Origin of the sequence: Paenibacillus sp. KS1 (genome assembly GCF_001680695.1) — a bacterium.
Lineage (GTDB): Bacteria > Bacillota > Bacilli > Paenibacillales > Paenibacillaceae > Paenibacillus_B > Paenibacillus_B suaedae.
Genome location: NZ_MAIS01000001.1, coordinates 1 through 18,598 on the forward strand (window position 1 = coordinate 1; position 18,598 = coordinate 18,598).

An 18,598-nucleotide genomic window follows, 5' to 3' on the forward strand; every position below is an offset into this window, starting at 1 on the left:
CAATGTCAATTTGGCCGGATATAAAGTTACCGTTAAATTGAATGAATACACATTCAAGAAAGATAAACAGCCTACAATCGTGGGCAAGATCAATAAGGAAGGGAAATTTTATTCCTTTTCTCTTACGCCTTAAGCGTGAACGCTACTGTCAGCAGAAAATAAAGAGTTAGACTGTCGCTGTTTTATTGATCAACATAAAAAAAGTGTAGAGAAAGAGGTATTCTTTCTCTACACGCGGAGAACTCGATCCTAGTTCTTTTCCATTAAAAATTTTTGAGTCAATCGTGGATGGTATTCTACTTGGTTGATCATCGGCTTAATTTCAGCGTCCTTCATCAATTCTTGTAAGCTTGTCTCATAAGCAGCAATCGTCGATTCATATCCCAAATCCGCGTTCCAAACCTTAGAAGTGACAAATAGCTCTTCTCTTGAAATGCCCGCTTCCTTCAAGCCTTCTCGGATCCCTTGGCCAACACCTTCTTCATTGCCATAGATCGCTGCTGTATCTACACTGCGGTATCCATGTTGAATCGCTGTTTTTACTGCGTTCACCAATTCAGGGCCTTCTTCGACTTTGAAAACTCCAAGTCCAAACCAAGGCATCTTCACGCCATTATTCAAAGTTGTTGAATCTTGCAAATTTTTTGCCATCATAATTAAAACCTCCACATCTTTTTATATTTTGCTTGCTTGATCTTTTCGTTCCATAGCTCTGCTAAATCCAGTTAAAATTGTAGCGACTACTACCATAAGTGCTCCAATCCAAGTCGTATAGATAAGCCCTATCGAGTCTGTCACAAGACCGCCTACAAAGGAACCTACCGCAATTCCGGCATTAAATGCAGCAATATTGATTGCCGATGCCACATCAACCGCACTAGGAACAAAGCGCTCGGCCAGCATCACAACATATACTTGTAAGCCCGGCACATTCATAAAAGCCAACAGTCCCATCAATAGAATCGTTATCAATCCAGCAACTTTAAATGGTGCTGTAAACATCAAAATAAATAAGACAACTGCTTGTACGATAAACATATAGAACAATGCACCAATTGGGTTTTGATTCGATAACTTACCTCCAATCATATTCCCAATCGCAATCGCGATACCGTAAGCTAACAAAATGACAGCTACGGTTCCTTCTTTAAACCCAGTGATGTCTTGAAGCAATGGTGATAAGTAGGTAAACACGACAAATGTTCCGCCATACCCTAAAGCTGTAATGATGAACAAAAGCAATAATCGACCATTTGTCACTAGTTTAAGCTGATCACGAAAAGAAGTTTTTACTCCTTTACGCAAATTAGATGGAACAAGAATGCGATTTGCAAGTAAGGCAATAACACCAATGATAACAATGGTAATAAAGGCTGTTCTCCAACCTAGCTGCTGTCCAATAAAGGTTCCGAATGGAACACCTGTTACCGTAGCTACGGTAAGACCTGTAAACATAATGGAAATCGCACTAGCTCTGCGATTTTCGGGAACTAAATCGGCAGCAATTGTCGATCCTATTGACATGAAGACCCCATGTGAAAATGCGGAGATCACACGTGCTACTAGCAATAACCCAATTGTCGTTGAGAATGCAGCAACAGTATTACCAATAATAAAGACAATCATGATCCATTGTAATAATGTCTTGCGTGACATACTCGATGTTAGAGATGTCAAAATCGGAGCTCCAAACGTTACGCCTAACGCATATAAAGACACCGTTAATCCGGCCGTGGTTACGGGAATACGTAAATCATTTGCAATAAGCGGCAGCAACCCGACACTGATGAATTCAGTTGTCCCGATTGCAAAAGCACTTACTGCTAAAGCAAGCAATGCTAACATGCTTTGCTTTTTACTTAGTTCCATATTATCTCCTCCTTTTACCTGTTATATAAATGGGAACTTTCTTTCCAGCGAATAATAAATTTTGAAATGCATCCGTCTCAAAATGTTATATTGATTTTTAAGAAAGTATGGTATTCATCGGCCGGCAAATGTTATTATGAGATATATCATCCATAAAGAAAAGTACGCACTTTTAAGTTGTATAGAAACCTAAAAGTAACATAGGTACTTTTTAGTGCCTATAAGAAGGAGGAGAACCAAGATGCAAAAAAAGAAATACAATATCTCTGTTGAGGCGACATTAGAAGTCATAGGTGGGAAGTGGAAGTGTGTAATTCTTTGTCATCTGACTCATGGAAAAAAACGAACAAGCGAATTAAAGCGCCTCATGCCAAATATCACACAAAAAATGCTTACCCAACAGCTGCGCGAGCTTGAAGAGGATGGGGTCATCAATCGAATCGTGTACAATCAAGTTCCACCAAGAGTGGAATACGAGCTTAGTGAATATGGACAGAGCTTAGAAGGGATTCTAAGTGCACTATGTGCATGGGGTGAAAAGCATTTAACGAGAGTATATGGAGATAAGTTTGCTGTTTTAGAAGATAGTGTGTTGAATGAACAGCTTAAGTAAGGGGATATACGGAGTTTGGTTATGTAGATAGAGGACATATGTGTAAGAGCCAATAAATGAGAAGGGCTTTGCTCCGCAATGGAGGCAGAGCCCTTTTTGTATACCGACCTTCAGGCCCTAATTCGGTACTAGTAGAACAGATCGAATCATATTCATATAAAAAATAAGAAGGGGTGCTCCGTTATTTGATGAAAGTTAAGGTTGGCTTACGGCCCATTGTAAGCAAGTTAAATATGCCCACTGTTTTGAAAACAGCGATCCTTCCGGGTGAATCAATTGAAAGATTATTTATTGCAACTCAAGTAGGTGAGATCTTTTACATAGGGGACGGGGATATAAGAACCTTTTTAGATATTCGCTCACGAATCATAACATTAGGTGCCTCTAATGGTGGGTATGATGAACGGGGATTGATAGGGCTAGCCTTTCATCCTGATTTTTATTTTAATGGTCTGTTTTATCTCCATTATTCAGTGGCTGGAACCCAAGGTCCAGGATCTCTTCCAGGTGAATTTGAATCTTTTAAGCCCAACCCGTGTGATCCTAAAACCCTAAACTTAAAGTGGTTAAATCGAGAAACGCATTTTGATCATATTGATACCGTTGAGGAATGGATTCTACATGCGTATGGACAACCTCAAAAACGGCGGACATTACTGAATATAAGAAGACCTTTTTTAAATCATAATGGCGTCAATAGCTTAAACTTCTCACCTGAAACAGGAAAACTTATTTTGACAACCGGAGATGGCGGATCAGGCTATGATCCATTTAATTTAAGCCAAACGGATATGGAAATTGCGGGTAAAATCATTGAAATTGATATTTCCAAACCTACATTTATCGATAATCCGCCCGTAGTTACACGTTTTAATGAGCTGCCTATGTCTATTCAGGAAACACTTACGGTAATGGCCAAAGGGGGCCGCAATCTGCCAGGCATTGCATTTCAAAGATTATCTTATAATCAGTACATCAAATATGTAGGAAGTGTCGGACAGGATCTCGTAGAGTCAATTTTTGCATTCATTCATTATAAACCCATACCGGTTACTCAGCTTGTTCAAGCTTCTTCGACTTTGACGAATTCTGTACTTGACCAAGAAGGATTTATTAACTTTGGCTGGCGAGGGTGGGAAGGCGCTTTTCCTACTTCGTTCATTACAGGCTGTTCTGCAGATCCGGCTTTGGATGAGAAGGCAATTTCTTATTACGATGAAGCAATCACAACTTCAGTGCGGCGTCTTGCGCCTCTCGTTAGTTATTTTCATAAAGATCCCCGAACCGATAAGTTTGGAGGAACTGCCCTTACTGGAGTCCAGCCATATATGGGAAATGCAATCCCCGGTTTAACGGGAAGTGTTGTGTTTACCGATCTCGCCAGAAATGAAGGATCTCCCCCTCCAGTTAGAGGAGTTTTAGCATATACCAGGGTAAGAACGGATTGTAAACTAAGCGATTTTAGTGTTATTGAAACGGATTATGATTTTGGGTCTCAATCCGCTTATTATGTTAGTTTGGGAACGAATCTGAGTCAATCTAGACTCTATTTAGGGGTTTATGGCTCTGTAAAAGTGGCTGATCAGCACCAAGGAACTGTGTTTGAGATTGTTCCACTATGGTTGCATTAACGAATTCGAATGAAATGGAGAGTTATCTCATGAGTGAAAAGCTATGGAAAATCAATGGCGTTGAGATATGCACAGAGAGTTTCGGCAATCCGAATCATCCACCTGTCTTGCTGATTATGGGAGGCATGTGTTCGATGATCTATTGGGACGATGAGTTCTGCCAAGGTTTGGCTGACTCGGGCCGTTATGTGATTCGATTTGATAACCGAGATGTGGGACGTTCAATTATTTATCCAACTGGGGAATCCCAATATACGGTGGTGGATATGGCTGATGATGCAGTCGGGGTGCTTGATTCATATGGGATTGACCAAGCGCACATCGTGGGATTATCACTAGGTGGCATGATTGCACAGATCATCGCAGTAAAACATCCGCAAAGAGTTCTAACGATAACTTTGATTGCCTCAACAATCTTTGGATCTGATGATATCGACAGGGGGTTGCCTCCAATGGATGAGAAGATTCTTGCTCATCATGCAGATGCAGCAACACTGGATTGGTTGGATGAGGAGGCGGTTGCAACATACTTGGTTAACGGCTCTCGACTGATGTGCGGTACCAAGCATCGCTTCGATGAGCATAGAGCGTATAAGCAAGTAAAACGCGAGATCAAACGAGCGAATTATCTAGTCAGTATGTTGAATCATGGACTACTGAAAGGTGACGATGCATACGAAGGAAAGTTAAAGGAAATCCATGTACCTGTTTTGGTTATTCACGGCACGGGTGATACAATTCTTCCCTTGGAACATGGTGTTGCACTTGCTAATGAAATACCAAATGCATCCTTGTTGACGGTTGAGGGAATGGGGCATGAAGTACACTTAGACGATTGGGGTACGATTATTAAAGCAATATCGAACCATACATTGTTGGCGTGATCGTGAATGGCAGTCAAATTGTTAACTTACGAAATAATAGAGCGCAACACATGGTTTGTAACTAGATAGTGCCTTTTAGAGTGTCCTTTTGTTTCATTAGGGCACTCTTTTTTTTAGAGGTTGGGGAACTGAACGTCGCTGCTTCAAGAGCCTGCTGACTGATTTTACATTATGGGAATTTTTAAGTGATAAAAAGCAATAGCGGCAGCCTAAGACTGTATTTTTCAGTTGGAGACTGCCGCTGGTTTTATATTGAAGTCAATGTAACACTTTATTTCCTATAGACATCTGTTTCATCAGCCTGCCGGAGGCAGGTCGGTCAGCATATCCGCTAAGTCGAGAAAAAAATCTCCCGTATTTTTTAGGCCCAATCCAACGATATCGAGATGATCCCAGGAATCCATGAGTCCTAAGTAGTTCCATTTTCCAATCTGCGGCTTTCCTTGGTAAGTAATGATTTGATCGTTTGATCCGTTTTTCGGGCCGTCCATGGAAATCGTATTTACCAGCCCATCATTTGGCCACCATTCCTCATCAATGACTACATGCCCTGGGGAATCGTACGAAAAGGAACCGACAAAATAGCTCGGCGGCAGCAATAACGGATTCATCATCAGCTTTGGCGCATGCCATCCCGATAGCGGGATACGATATGATTTGTTGGTGGCGATCGAGAAATAATAGACGCTCGGATTTGCCTGTATTTGCTCGTTGAACTGTTTGGCCCCGTCAGGACTTAAATCCCACAGTGAGCTGTCTTTTGATATTCTCCAAAATTTACTGTTAATTACCCGTTGGAAATAATCGAAAAAGGAATCATCGGGCATTCGCTTCAATCCCCATTGATCCAATTTGAAATCATATAGGGGGTGCTCTGCATTGCCAGAAGCTGCGGCAATCAAGCCAATCAGCTGGTGGATGAAGGGTATGACTCCCTCTACAAAATGCGTGAAGCTGGTGCCATCATGCGGCGCGGCGAGGGAAACGAGGCTGCTAACATACGGAAGTGGTTGATCACTGAACAACGGGGATAGATCAGATGCATCGGTGACAGCACGTTCAGCAGCATCTCCTTTTTCCATTAGATGAATCAGCATGCGTGCGGTTTGTCCTCCCATGCTGTGTCCAATTACATGAATTTGCTTCGGACGCCCCGTATTCGGGTCGATCTCTCCCCATGATGGATACATCCCTTCATACGATCTGCCATATCGCTCGTGACCATACAGTTCCGAGTGGGCTTGACCGTAATCTACGGTTCCCCCTTTAATTTGTGCATACAACTCACAGGCACGATCCCAATTGCTCGATACCGTCCCTATCGCAGCTGTATATACGGAATGACCGTGTTTCCTTAATTGTTCTTGAATATCGCCCAATCCGCCCCAGTATTTAAACGAAAACATTTCGTCTCTTCCCCAGCCTCCAAATCCATGAACCAGCACGATAGGGAAGTCATTGTTAGCAATGGCATTGTTGACAATGGCATCGTCGGCCTGCGCGTGAACAGACGGCAAGTTGTTAGGAAGAATAGAGTAAAAAAGAATAAAGAGTAGCAAAATGCAGCTTGACAGTTTACGGATCATAAAATGCCTCCTATCTAATTTTGTAATCGCTTTCAAATACAGTTGCTCTCAAAATTATTCTATTCTTTCTGTTCTAGCATTGCTGGATTCATGAAGATACAAAAGGAGATTTTTGTGGTGTGTTGACGGAATGGCGTGTTGAGGGGGACAGCTAGCATGATGTTATACATTTACATTTACCATATAAACCTATTATTTACAACTATGTAAATTAAATATTTGCTAGTAAATAGCTTTTTGAAGCATTTGTCATCCAGTGATAGTTTTGGAGAGTTGATTAGCGAGGAGTGCGAAAGAAGCAGATATAAAAGGGAGTAAAGAATGGGCTGAATCCACTAGCAACGATAGGGAAACGGTACAAATGCATTTGGGAAAGGGGCTGCTGAATGAAAAAATGGAGCCATCTCTATGCCATTGTTCAATGACCTGTGAGACGGCTCCATCCTTGTATGCCCCGGGGAGGTTGCGGTGGAACTGAGGTTTTGCGCTTCCGTAGCGAGCTTCGTGTTACGAAAGCTGCTTATAGCAGCGAAGGTGAGGTTGCAGAGCAGCGGGCAGCAAAGGGGAGTGATTTCCAAACTGGGGCGTTTAGTTAATTTAGCTCTATGTTCAAAAATGGGTTTGAAACGGTTCCCCTTACGTGAACTGCTCTGCCTCCGTCGAGTCTGTGTAGGCGGTTGTAGATGAAATACCGCCCGAAATCGCTTGTGCCACCTCGTCGAAGTAGCCTGTGCCGACCTCGCGCTGATGCTTAACCGCTTCATAGCCGAGCTGTTCCAAGGCGAATTCAGCCTGCTGCAGGTCGGAGTAGGCGGCCATGCCGCGCTCCTTGTAGCCTTGCGCCAGCTCGAACATGCTGTAATTGAGTGCGTGGAAACCGGCTAGCGTCACGAACTGGAACTTGTATCCCATACGTCCAAGCTCGCGCTGGAAGCCTGCGATTGCCTCATCGTCCAGCTTCTTCTTCCAGTTGAAGGAAGGCGAGCAATTATAAGCGAGCAGCTTGCCTGGATATTTGGCATGGATCGCCTCGGCAAATAGCCGTGCTTCATCGATATTCGGCTCGGACGTCTCGCACCAGACGAGATCTGCATATGGTGCATAGGCGAGACCGCGTGCAATCGCTTGTTCAATCCCAGCACGCGTATAATAGAAGCCCTCCGGAGAACGCTGTCCTGTCAGGAATGGCCGATCGTACGGATCGACATCGCTCGTCAGCAGTTGGGCCGCATTGGCGTCAGTACGTGCGATAATCAAGGTGTCCGTACCCATAACGTCGGCAGCCAAGCGGGCTGCAATCAAATGACGAATGGCTTGCTGCGTAGGCAGGAGCACCTTGCCGCCGAGATGCCCGCACTTTTTCTCCGAAGATAGTTGATCTTCGAAGTGTACGCCTGCGGCTCCTGCTTCAATCATCGCCTTCATGAGCTCGAATACATTGAGCGACCCTCCGAATCCTGCTTCGGCATCTGCCACGATCGGGGCAAAAAAGTAGGTTTCGTTTTTGCCTTCCGCATGTTGGATTTGGTCGGCCCGCTGGAGGGCTTGATTAATCCGCTTCACGACCTGCGGCACACTGTTGGCCGGATATAAGCTCTGATCGGGATACATATGACCCGACAGGTTAGCGTCTGCGGCTACCTGCCATCCGCTTAAGTATATGGCGGGCAGGCCAGCTTTTACCTGCTGCACGGCTTGATTCCCCGTCAATGCTCCAAGCGCGGGCACGAATTCTTCGGTATGCAGCAGATGCCAGAGCCGTTCGGCTCCCATCTGGGCTAACGTATGCTCCACCTGGACAGAACCGCGAAGCCGGATCACTTCATCGGCAGAATAGGTACGCGTTACGCCTTCCCACCGTTCTCCTTTCCATTTCGTCTCCAATTGTTGAATCGTATGCTTATCCGTCACGGCAGCCATCTCCTCATATTCAATGATTTCATCCCAGCAATTCATAGCCCATCACCGTCAAAAACTCGCTGCAAGTTTCTTCGCGAATCAAATTTACGAACAATTGCTTCGCCTCAGTGAATCTGCGGCCCGCGAAGTCATCTTGGCCGATTGACTCTTCAATCTTGGACATTTCTTCTTCCGTCAGCTTCAACACAAGCTCAAGCGTGATGTCGTTTCCATTCGTAAGCCGGCCTTCCGGATGACGAATCCATTGCCACACCTGAGTGCGCGATATCTCAGCCGTTGCTGCATCCTCCATAAGATTGAAGATCGGTACGGCGCCGAATCCCCGCAGCCATGCTTCGATATATTGCAGACCGACACTGATATTCGTCCGCAGTCCCTGCTCGGTAATTGTGCCTTCTGGTAAAGCGAGCAGGTCGCTTGCCGTGACACGGACATCTTCGCGCTTTTTCTGAAGCTGGTTCGGCCCCTTCATCTGTTCATTGAATATTTCCATGGCGATCGGAACGAGTCCAGGATGGGCGACCCAAGTTCCATCATGGCCGTCATTTGCTTCGCGTTGCTTATCGGCGCGCACTTGCTCCATTGCCTTCGCGTTAGCCTCGGCGTCATTCCGAATTGGAATTTGGGCTGCCATGCCGCCCATGGCATGCGCATCGCGTTTGTGACAGGTACGGATGACGTACTGCGTGTACGCCCGCATGAAAGGCACGGTCATCGTGACCTGTGAACGATCGGGGAGCAGCGCATGTCTATGACGGTTCAGCCGTTTAATGAAGCTGAAGATATAGTCCCAACGACCGCAGTTCAAGCCAGCGCTATGCTCCCGCAGCTCGTATAAAATTTCATCTGCCTCAAATGTGGCCAGAATCGTCTCGATGAGCACGGTTGCTTTAATCGTTCCTTGAGGGATGCCCAGCTCTTGTTGGGCAAACACGAATACATCGTTCCATAGTTTTGCTTCTTGATGGGACTCCAGCTTGGGAAGATAGAAATAAGGTCCGGATTGATTCTCGATGAGGGTACGAGCATTGTGGTAGAAATAGAGTCCGAAGTCGACAAGGCTGCCTGAGGCATTTTCTTCGCCTATGCGAATGTGTTTCTCCTCCAAATGCCAGCCGCGAGGACGAATTAACAGGTAAGCGGTTTGTTCGTTCAGGCGGTAGGCTTTGCCCTCTGGGCTCGTAAAGGTGATCGTGCGGCGGATGGCATCGCGCATATTGATTTGGCCGCGGATCGAATTGTCCCATGTCGGGGAATTGGCATCTTCGAAGTCGGCCATGAAGCCTTTGGCGCCGGAATTGAGCGCATTGATGACCATTTTTGCATCCCCGGAGGGGCCAGTTATTTCCACCCGTCGGTCTTGGAGATCGGAAGGCACAGGGGCGACGCTCCACTCACCGTCCCGAATGTGCCTCGTCTCCGGCAGGAAGTCGGGGAGTTCGCCGGCATCCAGTCGGCGTTGGCGCTCGGCACGGTCAGAGAGAAGCTCTAATCTGCGGGCATTGAACCGTTCATGGAGCTTTCCGAGGAACTCGAGTGCCCCAGGCGTCAAAATCTCGGCGTACGGTTCAGGCATGTGACCGAGTACAACAATTTCCTTGCAATTGTTAGCGGGCATTTTGGACATGACTAATTACCTCCCTCTGCTGAAAGCCGGACTCAAATAGGCGGCTTGCAAAATATTCGTGATCGAGTCTTGTTCATTGAATTCGTAATCCAGGCTGCCGCTTCCGTTGCAGCGCAGGCAAGGCGTGATGCCATGCCCTTGGCATGAGCCACATTGGTGGCCGCTCTCCTGTTTTCCGTGTCCTTCGCATTCCAAACATTCCATTTCTCCATTGCCATGACAGTAGTAGCAGTCCATTCCAAACGCCTCCTGAGTCATTAAATTTATCTGTTATAATACAGATTTATCATTCGTTGATCTGTATTATAACAGAGCTTCTGAGAATGAAAACCCCCTTTTTTAAGAAAATTTTCCATAAACAAAGGTCAATCCCAATAGGGGTGCGGCTTTTTGCTGCAAAAAATATTTTTTATTTCCACCTGCCCGGCAAAAATTCTATTCTCAAAAAAAGGTCGCAGAGTACCCGGCGGTTTGCCGATTCTCTGCGACCTTTTGGTATATTTTTTATTTATTTTCCTTCCTCATCGGCCGAGGGACCATAGAGGCCTGGCAGCGGAATATCGAGTAACCGCAAATAAACCCCGAGCTGTGCTCGATGATGGATCATGTGGCTTATTCCGAATGTGCGAAGCGCGATCGCCCGCGGCTGGCGCAGGATGATATGGTCACCGTTTCGCAAAGTCCATTCCTGGCCAAGCGCGTTCTCGTCACATTCAGCTAACAACCTTTCAAGCTCCACGACATTTGCATCGAATTCCTTCAGCACGTCTTCACGTTTTTCCAAAGCTTCTCGACGATTCGGCACGGTTGAAAGATCGAATTCCGGGTAACGAAAAATTGCGATTTGCCAATTCAGCAGGTTAATCAGGTGCGTGGCTAGCCCGCCTAACGACATCGATTTCACATGCGGCTTCCACGTCAAATGCTCTTCGGGTAAGCGCTCCAGTATGCGGCGCGTAATGGCCAGTTCTTGCAAGGCATCTCCGACGATTAATTGTTTTACCATGGATTTTTCCTCACTCCTTCTATGGCTAGAATACTATACAACCAGTCGAATGGAAAAGATCCCCTGAAAGCATTTTGACATACATTTGCAACATCAAAACTTGTTGGATATGATTATCCAGCAGAGCGTTTCTAGTGTAATAGAACAATAATCCCTACAGTTGATAAATGGACGCCACTAAAGCATTGAAGGATAGGAATTGGTGTACAGTGACAATAATGTTATGTAAAAATAAGTTTTCATTTTAGGAGAGAGTGACATGGAAGTTTTTGCGGAATTTTTAGAGAAGATTGAGCACCCACAGCATCGTGATCGAACAGAAGAGGTTTTGGCTTGGATCATTCAGAAATTTCCGAATTTAAGGCCCAAAATCGCGTGGAATCAGCCTATGTTTACCGATCATGGCACATTTATTATTGGTTTTAGTGTATCCAAAAATCATTTAGCTGTTGGCCCCGAAAGGGCTGGGATTATTCATTTTTCTGATGAAATTGAGCAGGCTGGCTATGAACAGACGAAGCAGTTGTTTCGTATTCCGTGGAGTAGTCCGGTTCCTTTCTCATTACTTGAGAAAATGATTGCGTTCAATATTTTGGATAAGGCAAACTGCTCAACCTTTTGGCGAAAATAAAGGAAGAGGACGCAACCCAAGCGAAGGCGAGGGAGCGTCCTTTTTTTAGCTCCAAGTCAAAATCAAGTTGTATCGGCCCCGAGCAGTTCCAACGCCAGCCGGATGTGGGGTTGCTCGCACTTCTCAGTTAAAAAACAGGCGTAGCCCTTGATAATTGGTAACTCGACAGGCAGAGGGATTTGATACAGCCTATTCGACTGGAGATACGGATCAGCCATCGATTTCGGCAAAAAACCGAAAACAGAATTGCTCAATAGCATCGTGAGCATAATGGACGAATGGTCTGTTTGAAGAGCCGGAATAAAACTTGGCTCAACAAGGGAGGCGAACCATCCCGTGAAAGGCTTGCCCCAATCGATGTGGCAATAAGTCGGCGCGGAAAAATTGGGTTCTCGGAGCTCAGCCGATCCATCAGCAGATACAAGGATTATTTCGTCTTCGAAAAGCAACCGTTTCGAAATGCTTTGATGGTCGGGTGGATCCAGCTTGATTGCAAGGTTGACAGTCCCATCAAGCAGCAAATCACGAATCATATAACTCGGGTCGATATAGCTCAAAAATTTGACCGCGACATGCGGATTCTTATCTCTGAAGTCGAGAATCCGATTCAAGTATCGGTAGTGCCATACGGAGCCAGGGCCACTCACCACGATATGTTCCCGATATTGTTCGGACAGTGACAATTTGCTTTCTTGAATGAGCTGGAGCATACGTTCAGCGTAGGGGAGAAAAGTGGTACCAGATCGCGTCAGCCTCACGGATCGATTGTCGCGATCAAACAGACGCTTGCCAGTAGATTGTTCCAACGCCCGAATTCTCGCCGTCACAGCGGATTGGGAGATGTGCAGATGTTTGGCAGCGATGGTAAAGTTGAGCGTTTGACAAACTGCAATAAACGCTTCCAAATGAGAAGGATCCATTCGCGTTCCTCGATTCGATTTATTTATTACTGCAACGCTTAAGATTTGTTATACAAATCATTCTAGGCAAACTATACTTCTATTACAAGATATTTATTGCAAAGAATACTTGGTATAGGAGGCCATAAATAATGAAAGATGCGTTGTTACATATTGAACTAGTGAACAATATTGACGATTATATCGAGGAGCTTGCAGACCTTCTCGTACAAGTTGTAGAAGACGGAGCTTCAATTGGCTTCTTACCACCGATCTTGCATCGTGAGGCTCGGGATTATTGGGCTAACCTCTTGAATCCGGACATAAAGTTATGGATTGCTGTGCAGCATGAACATGTGGTAGGTACTGTGCAGCTCCATCTCTGCGGTAAACCGAATGGTAATCATCGCGCGGAAATTGCAAAATTGATGACGCGGCCACAAGCTAGGAGAACGGGAGTTGGTCGTGCACTTATGCGTACAGTGGAAGCAGCAGCATGGAACGATGGCCGCACGTTGCTCGTACTCGATACGCGAGAAGGAGACCCGTCAAACCTATTGTATCGTTCTATCGGATATCAACAGGCGGGAATAATCCCATCCTATGCGAGATCGGCAAATGGAAATCTCGATGCGACGGTTCTTTATTACAAGCTACTTGAACTGAATGCCTAAGTATGGACGAAGAAATAAGCGGCGGATTTATCTCTATAGATAACAATATTCCCCCCCCCTTGAATGCCAAGGGGGTTATTTTATGCTCTCTTTTTATTTTGTTCATGATAGTAGCATCATGTGAAATGGAATAGGTTTGGTAATACGGATGACTGAATTGTATATTTTACCAGTATGTGTTTTTGATGTATAATTAGCAATTATAACCATCTCATTTCGGTCCAATTCCAAAGCAAAGTAAAGAGGAGATGGCGAAGCATGAAGAGATTTGGCATTCTTATTTTAGCTGCTACCTTAGGGGCAGGCTTCAGCAACAGTGTACATATTCAGGCAGCGGCAGCGGAACAAACTTCAATCAAAATCCCAACGAATTTGGCTTTAGGCGGGAAGGCAACGGCCAGCGGAGAGTACGCGCCACATCAAGGTAAGGATAAGGCATTCGATCAAGATATTTTTTCAAAATGGTTGACGTTCAACAGCCCGGCATGGCTGCAATACGAGTTTCCTGACGCGAAAGTCGTAACCTCATACTCGATTACTTCTGCGGAGGACGAGCCATATAGAGACCCAAAAAGCTGGGTGTTAAAAGGCTCCAATGACGGGACAAGCTGGACCCAACTGGACGTGCAGCAGAATCAAAGCTTCACCTCTCGGCATCAAATGAAGACCTATTCATTTTCCAATAAGACAGCGTATAAATTTGTGAAATTCGATAACTTTCATAATCAAAATGGAAGCGGAATGCTGCAGGTATCCGAAATCAAGCTATATGATGGGAGCTCAAAGGAATGGAGTACGACCAAGCCTGAGGTTGCGGCCAGCGGAGAAAATAAGCCTAACAATACCAAAGAGAATCTGGTGGACGGGACTAGCGTTACAAAATGGTTAACAAAAGATAATACCGCATGGCTCACATTCGATTTCGGCAAGTCGGTGACGATCGATGGTTACTCGCTTACGGCAGCTGATGATAGACCTGAACGCGACCCTAAAAGTTGGGTTCTTCAAGGATCGAACGATAATAAGAACTGGACTAGTATAGACAAGAAAAGCAATGAGATTTTCAAGGTTCGACATCAGCGTATGTATTATCTCCTAGATAACAATACCGCAGCTTATCAATACTATAGACTCAGCAATATGAAAAATCATAGCGGAAACTCTATGCAATTGGGTGAGGTCGAATTCTCGCGTTCGAATGATATCGGACATGCCATCAACCCGAAAATCGAAGTACAGATCCTTGATTCAAAGGGAATAGGTAAAATATTCAAGAAAGCTCTTCCCAATGCAGAAAAAGAAATATTGGCAGTCGCACGTAAAGTACATGAGATGTTATACAAGAGTCCAGCCGATGCGCCTGTAGATGTCAAAAAAATATTAGTTACGATAGTAGACTCTCCTGAAGGTGTAGCCTGGACATCGGGAGATGCTACGCAGAAGACAGTAGGCTTCAGTGCGCAGTATCTGCAAAAGTTTGTAGAGAGCCCTGCCAAATCGCTGCGCGACGAAATTATTGGAATCCTTTATCATGAAATCGGTCATGTTTATCAATATAGTAATTTTGATGTAGAGGCAATAGCCGATAGCTTGCGCTATAGAGCGGGATACCATGATCGTTATAGCGCGAGAAAGGGAGGAAGCTGGGAGACGCATGGGACAGCGAATTTCCTTCGCTGGATAGAGGATACGAAAAAACGAGGCTTCATTCGTGAACTAAATGCGACCCAGATCCCTTACAACATTGGAGGAGAAAATGAAAAAAGATTGTGGAAGGAACGTCAAATTAAGTTGATTACCGGAACAGACGTGCAGACACTTTGGTCACAGTATCAAGCGACACTTCCTAATTAGGTCTTAGCCAAATACACATGCAAAGTCGGATTGATGCAATATTGCGAAATTCATATCATTAAAAAAATGCCCCCTTGAATGTCAAGGGGGTTAATTTTATGAATTGATCTGACGGGGAATTTTAGTCGTTGATTGGAAATTCTTTATTAAAGAATACAATAGATTTGATTCCCTTATCATTTATCACATTTTTAAAAGTTTTGTTCGTAAACATTTGCCCAGTTATAAGATCCATACTAACTGATCCGGTAAAAAAGTTTGTCGTCTCTGAGGTGCCATCTTTATAGTTTATCGTGATAGGGAAGTTATCCAAAGATTTACTGTCAATTACTCCTCTGTCAGGGTTATTGGAAATCTCCTCTAGCGAATTACTCTCAAGCTTTAGCGTAATTGAAATTGGCGAGATGGATATCGTTTTTAATACGGCCTTATAACCATACATATCGATGTCTTGGTCGATCTGATACACGTTGGAATATTCTTTGAAATCCAGCTTAACTGTGGTTTTCCAAGTTCCTGGTATGATCGTTTCAAAATCTTTCGTGAGGGGATTTCTGATTTGCAAGTTCTCGAATTCGAAATCAAATGTTCGTCCGGCTAATGAGTTTTTAGTCGTGATTTTCATGATCAAGCTGATGTTATTGTCATCCGGATGTCCGTCATCTAGCACATCGAATCCCGAACTATATCCGAACCTATCTTTCCCCGACCTATCATAGCGAAGATAGGTACTTTCAAAACGGTATTCATCTGCATCTAACACAGTACCTTCTGGAGCAGTAAAATTCATGAGGATAAAGGTTCGATTACTGTCGCCGACGACTTGTTTCATCGTAAGCGTGCCATTCTCGTTTTTTATTTGCTTATCGATGACATAGGCGCCATTTGATAAAAATTGTGCCTGCTCCTGGTTTGCGGGCTTCAGGAATTTTAAAAATGCATCATCCAACCCGATATAGGCCGCTGCCAAAGCTGTTGTCGTCAAGCAGCCTATCAGGATGGCACACAGCAGCGCGGGTCTTAAACGTCTCGCAGGAGTAAACCTGCTCTGTCTTTTCGCTTCGTTCTGGCTATGTACGACAATGTTATGAAACATTTTCTCTTTTTGCTCCGATGTCGGCGCAAGAGCCTCAAATAGCCGATTAATCTGTTTGTCGCTCAAGATAATTCCCTCCCAAGTCCGCTTTAAGGAGCTTCCGGCCTCTGGCTAGCTGTGTTTGAATCGTGCTTTCCTTGTATCCTATCAACTCTGATATTTCCTTTATCGAGTACGTCTCGTAATAATAAAGGTACAGCACGGTTTTGTATTTTTCGGGAAGTGACAGCAGCCTTGCGAGCATTTTTCCAGATGCCTCCTGACCATTCCAAGAGGAAATCTCCGGTAGGGACTTTGCATCGACGCGCCGGGATTTCCACCAATGCTTTAATACGTCTTTACAGTAATTTCGGGTGGTTACCAAAAACCAAGCCTTTTCGTGTTCATGGTCATTGAATACCACCTGAGATTGAATAAGTTTTATAAATACAGATTGAACAGCGTCTTCTGCATCAGCGGGATTTTTCAAATAGATATAGCTCAGCCTGTAAACTACATCTACATGCCGTTGATAGAGTTCGGCCAATTCCTTATCCGTACGCAATAAAGAATTGCTTTCCATTTTTTCGCCTCCTATATACAACACGATCGGGAGCTCGAAAATATCCCATTCCGATAAAATTTTTAACAGTTATCAATTTTATCGACTGTACCTGCCTTGCTTATGAAGTACAACTAGGTAACCGCGAACAACGATAAGGAAAGGAAATATGATATACTCGGAGGAATATTTTAGATAGTTTATTTTTATATCGGAGGAGTAGTCGAGATGCTGTCGGAAAAAGTGGTCAATTATTGCAGAAGCAAAAACTGGTGGTTTGAAGACATTGATGAGGAGTATAAAAACGCATTAGTAAATTTAGGCATTGATCTGGGTTCAGATTTTGCTGCGTTTTATTTGCATGCAGAGGAAGGGCCGACTTTCTATAATAGACGATATGAAATCTATCAGATTTGTTGGTTTATGATCAATTCTTCGGATTATATGTTAGCAATGGAGAATGCTCATGCCGTTTTAAAACTGCCTGAAGAATATATTCCGTTAGATAGCTTTGAAGGGGAATACGGTTTTTTTTATAATATGAACACAGACGAAGTGATAGGCTTAGGATTGGGTCAGCAAATGGAGGATTTTTATGCTGGTAAACTGGATTCGCAATGGAAAAGCTTTAATTCCTTCCTCGAGTGGTATTTTGAACTGACAGATTCGTGAATGGACTACATAAAAAAGGGCCGCCATACCGCTGCAATGGAGCTAACCTGATGGTGGAATGCTCCGAACGAAGACGGCATGACGGCCTTATATTATATGAAACAAACGTTAAATCAAGGCCATGAACGCTCGCCTTTTATTACTTGGGCGCCCATTTCCAGATCACTTGTATTCTTGAAGTTCGGATAGTCTTTCTTCATCGCTGCAATTAGTTCAGTAGAATTTTTGGACTGTTTAGCCGCTTCTTCAAATTTTGCAATATAGTCACGAGTGAAGGTCACACTGGATGTATTCTCGGAGCTCTTGCCAAGGTAATGGCCCGGGATAACCCGTTCCGGTTTCAGGTCAAGAATCTGCTTCAAAATTTCACGCCAGTGGTCACGGCTCTCTGGGGTCTGGTTATCTGCCATCCAGACATGCAGGTTCTCGTAGATAGGCACGCCGCCCAAGATAGTTTTTTTCGACGGAACCCAAAGGACGGTGTGAGACGGATCAGAACCGTTAAGACCAACCACTTGCACGGTTTCACCATCGACTGTCAGCTTATCACCGTCTAGGACATCAGGGACAATCAGCTCTGTCGGAGCGTTTTCTTTCAGGATTGGGCTCCAGAAGTCATTTTTAATCTTGATGGTTGCCTTAATTCCTTCCACGGTTGCCGGAGTAGCAACGATATTTACGTCTGGAAATGCCTTGCGGATTGCCGACAGGCCGAAGTAGAAATCTGGATCCTTATGGCTGACATAGACCGTAGTCAGCTTCTTTCCAGTGTCTTGGATCATTTTGACCAGCTTTTCGGCGTTGCTCTTTTCGAACTGTGCATCGACGAGTACTACCTCTTTCGGCCCTTCAATTAGGCTTGAACTGACGGAGAAGAGGCCGTTTTCTCCAGGATTGAATGGCGTGATCTTCAGTTCAGCCGCCTGCTTCTTAGGTTCTTCTTTGCTCTCGTTGTTTGTCGTGTTCGCTTTACCGGCGCATGCACTCAGCACTAGTGTGAAACAAAGCAATAACATAACTCCTATAGATGATTTTTTTTGAAACATCTTAAAATCTCCCTCTTTCTTGTATTGATTACGATTATTGAAACCGCAA

Annotated in this window: 17 protein-coding genes and 1 pseudogene; 7 read left to right on the plus strand and 11 right to left on the minus strand. The window is 44.5% G+C overall.

Annotated elements, in window-relative coordinates; genetic code table 11:
- Positions 1 to 264 precede the first annotated feature (264 nt).
- Together BBG47_RS00005 and BBG47_RS00010 are read right to left on the minus strand one after the other, a co-directional pair.
- Positions 265 to 651: pseudogene (locus tag BBG47_RS00005) on the minus strand (aldo/keto reductase); the annotation flags it as partial.
- A 24-nt stretch (positions 652 to 675) separates the two neighbouring features.
- Positions 676 to 1,869 (minus strand): MFS transporter, encoded by a 1,194-nt coding sequence (locus BBG47_RS00010; RefSeq protein ID WP_065289994.1) that lies wholly within the window; start codon positions 1,867 to 1,869, stop codon positions 676 to 678.
- Between the two features lie 241 nt (positions 1,870 to 2,110).
- Between BBG47_RS00010 and BBG47_RS00015 the strand changes: the two genes are divergently transcribed.
- The 3 genes from BBG47_RS00015 (at position 2,111) to mle (ending at position 4,997) form a co-directional block, all read left to right on the plus strand.
- A complete protein-coding gene (locus BBG47_RS00015; RefSeq protein ID WP_065289995.1) occupies positions 2,111 to 2,482 on the plus strand; it encodes a winged helix-turn-helix transcriptional regulator in 372 nt (123 codons plus the stop codon).
- A gap of 185 nt (positions 2,483 to 2,667) precedes the next feature.
- Entirely contained in the window at positions 2,668 to 4,113 is a 1,446-nt protein-coding gene (locus tag BBG47_RS00020; protein ID WP_065289996.1) for a PQQ-dependent sugar dehydrogenase, read from the plus strand.
- A gap of 29 nt (positions 4,114 to 4,142) precedes the next feature.
- Positions 4,143 to 4,997 (plus strand): alpha/beta fold macrolide esterase, encoded by an 855-nt coding sequence (gene mle / locus BBG47_RS00025; RefSeq protein WP_065290127.1) that lies wholly within the window; start codon positions 4,143 to 4,145, stop codon positions 4,995 to 4,997.
- A 296-nt stretch (positions 4,998 to 5,293) separates the two neighbouring features.
- On the opposite strand, the gene BBG47_RS00030 is transcribed toward mle, so the two are convergent.
- The 5 genes from BBG47_RS00030 to BBG47_RS00050 all read right to left on the minus strand — a co-directional run bounded on the left by BBG47_RS00030 (position 5,294) and on the right by BBG47_RS00050 (position 11,136).
- Positions 5,294 to 6,583, minus strand: coding sequence for an esterase/lipase family protein (locus BBG47_RS00030; protein WP_065289997.1), 1,290 nt, complete (start codon positions 6,581 to 6,583; stop codon positions 5,294 to 5,296).
- Between the two features lie 636 nt (positions 6,584 to 7,219).
- Positions 7,220 to 8,503 (minus strand): isocitrate lyase, encoded by a 1,284-nt coding sequence (aceA, locus tag BBG47_RS00035; protein ID WP_065290128.1) that lies wholly within the window; start codon positions 8,501 to 8,503, stop codon positions 7,220 to 7,222.
- A gap of 19 nt (positions 8,504 to 8,522) precedes the next feature.
- The gene (gene aceB / locus BBG47_RS00040; RefSeq protein WP_483310689.1) at positions 8,523 to 10,130 is read right to left on the minus strand and encodes a malate synthase A; all 1,608 of its coding nucleotides are present in this window, start codon (positions 10,128 to 10,130) and stop codon (positions 8,523 to 8,525) included.
- A gap of 6 nt (positions 10,131 to 10,136) precedes the next feature.
- Positions 10,137 to 10,367 (minus strand): hypothetical protein, encoded by a 231-nt coding sequence (locus BBG47_RS00045; RefSeq protein ID WP_021254037.1) that lies wholly within the window; start codon positions 10,365 to 10,367, stop codon positions 10,137 to 10,139.
- 271 nt (positions 10,368 to 10,638) lie between these two features.
- A complete protein-coding gene (locus BBG47_RS00050) occupies positions 10,639 to 11,136 on the minus strand; it encodes a DinB family protein (protein ID WP_065289998.1) in 498 nt (165 codons plus the stop codon).
- Between the two features lie 259 nt (positions 11,137 to 11,395).
- On the opposite strand from BBG47_RS00050, the gene BBG47_RS00055 reads away from it, so the two are divergent.
- Positions 11,396 to 11,767, plus strand: coding sequence for an iron chaperone (locus BBG47_RS00055; RefSeq protein ID WP_065289999.1), 372 nt, complete (start codon positions 11,396 to 11,398; stop codon positions 11,765 to 11,767).
- A gap of 62 nt (positions 11,768 to 11,829) precedes the next feature.
- Here the strand turns inward: BBG47_RS00055 and BBG47_RS00060 are convergent, their stop codons facing one another.
- Positions 11,830 to 12,687 (minus strand): LysR family transcriptional regulator, encoded by an 858-nt coding sequence (locus BBG47_RS00060; RefSeq protein ID WP_065290000.1) that lies wholly within the window; start codon positions 12,685 to 12,687, stop codon positions 11,830 to 11,832.
- 131 nt (positions 12,688 to 12,818) lie between these two features.
- Here BBG47_RS00060 and BBG47_RS00065 point away from each other — a divergent pair, with 131 nt between their 5' ends.
- Positions 12,819 to 13,340 (plus strand): GNAT family N-acetyltransferase, encoded by a 522-nt coding sequence (locus BBG47_RS00065; protein ID WP_065290001.1) that lies wholly within the window; start codon positions 12,819 to 12,821, stop codon positions 13,338 to 13,340.
- Positions 13,341 to 13,598: 258 nt separating this feature from the next.
- Positions 13,599 to 15,194: a basic secretory protein-like protein gene (locus tag BBG47_RS00070; RefSeq protein WP_065290002.1), complete on the plus strand. Its 1,596-nt coding sequence runs from the start codon at positions 13,599 to 13,601 to the stop codon at positions 15,192 to 15,194.
- Positions 15,195 to 15,315: 121 nt separating this feature from the next.
- Here the strand turns inward: BBG47_RS00070 and BBG47_RS00075 are convergent, their stop codons facing one another.
- Both BBG47_RS00075 and BBG47_RS00080 read right to left on the minus strand, forming a co-directional pair.
- On the minus strand, positions 15,316 to 16,356 hold the full coding sequence (locus tag BBG47_RS00075; RefSeq protein WP_065290003.1) for a DUF4179 domain-containing protein: 1,041 nt from the start codon (positions 16,354 to 16,356) through the stop codon (positions 15,316 to 15,318).
- Positions 16,337 to 16,852 (minus strand): RNA polymerase sigma factor, encoded by a 516-nt coding sequence (locus BBG47_RS00080; RefSeq protein ID WP_044354195.1) that lies wholly within the window; start codon positions 16,850 to 16,852, stop codon positions 16,337 to 16,339. The genes BBG47_RS00075 and BBG47_RS00080 overlap by 20 nt, the downstream gene beginning before the upstream one ends.
- A gap of 207 nt (positions 16,853 to 17,059) precedes the next feature.
- Here BBG47_RS00080 and BBG47_RS00085 point away from each other — a divergent pair, with 207 nt between their 5' ends.
- Positions 17,060 to 17,503, plus strand: coding sequence for a hypothetical protein (locus BBG47_RS00085; protein WP_065290004.1), 444 nt, complete (start codon positions 17,060 to 17,062; stop codon positions 17,501 to 17,503).
- A 113-nt stretch (positions 17,504 to 17,616) separates the two neighbouring features.
- Here BBG47_RS00085 and BBG47_RS00090 read toward each other — a convergent pair whose 3' ends face one another.
- Positions 17,617 to 18,519, minus strand: coding sequence for an MBL fold metallo-hydrolase (locus BBG47_RS00090; protein WP_254659714.1), 903 nt, complete (start codon positions 18,517 to 18,519; stop codon positions 17,617 to 17,619).
- Positions 18,520 to 18,598 lie beyond the last annotated feature (79 nt).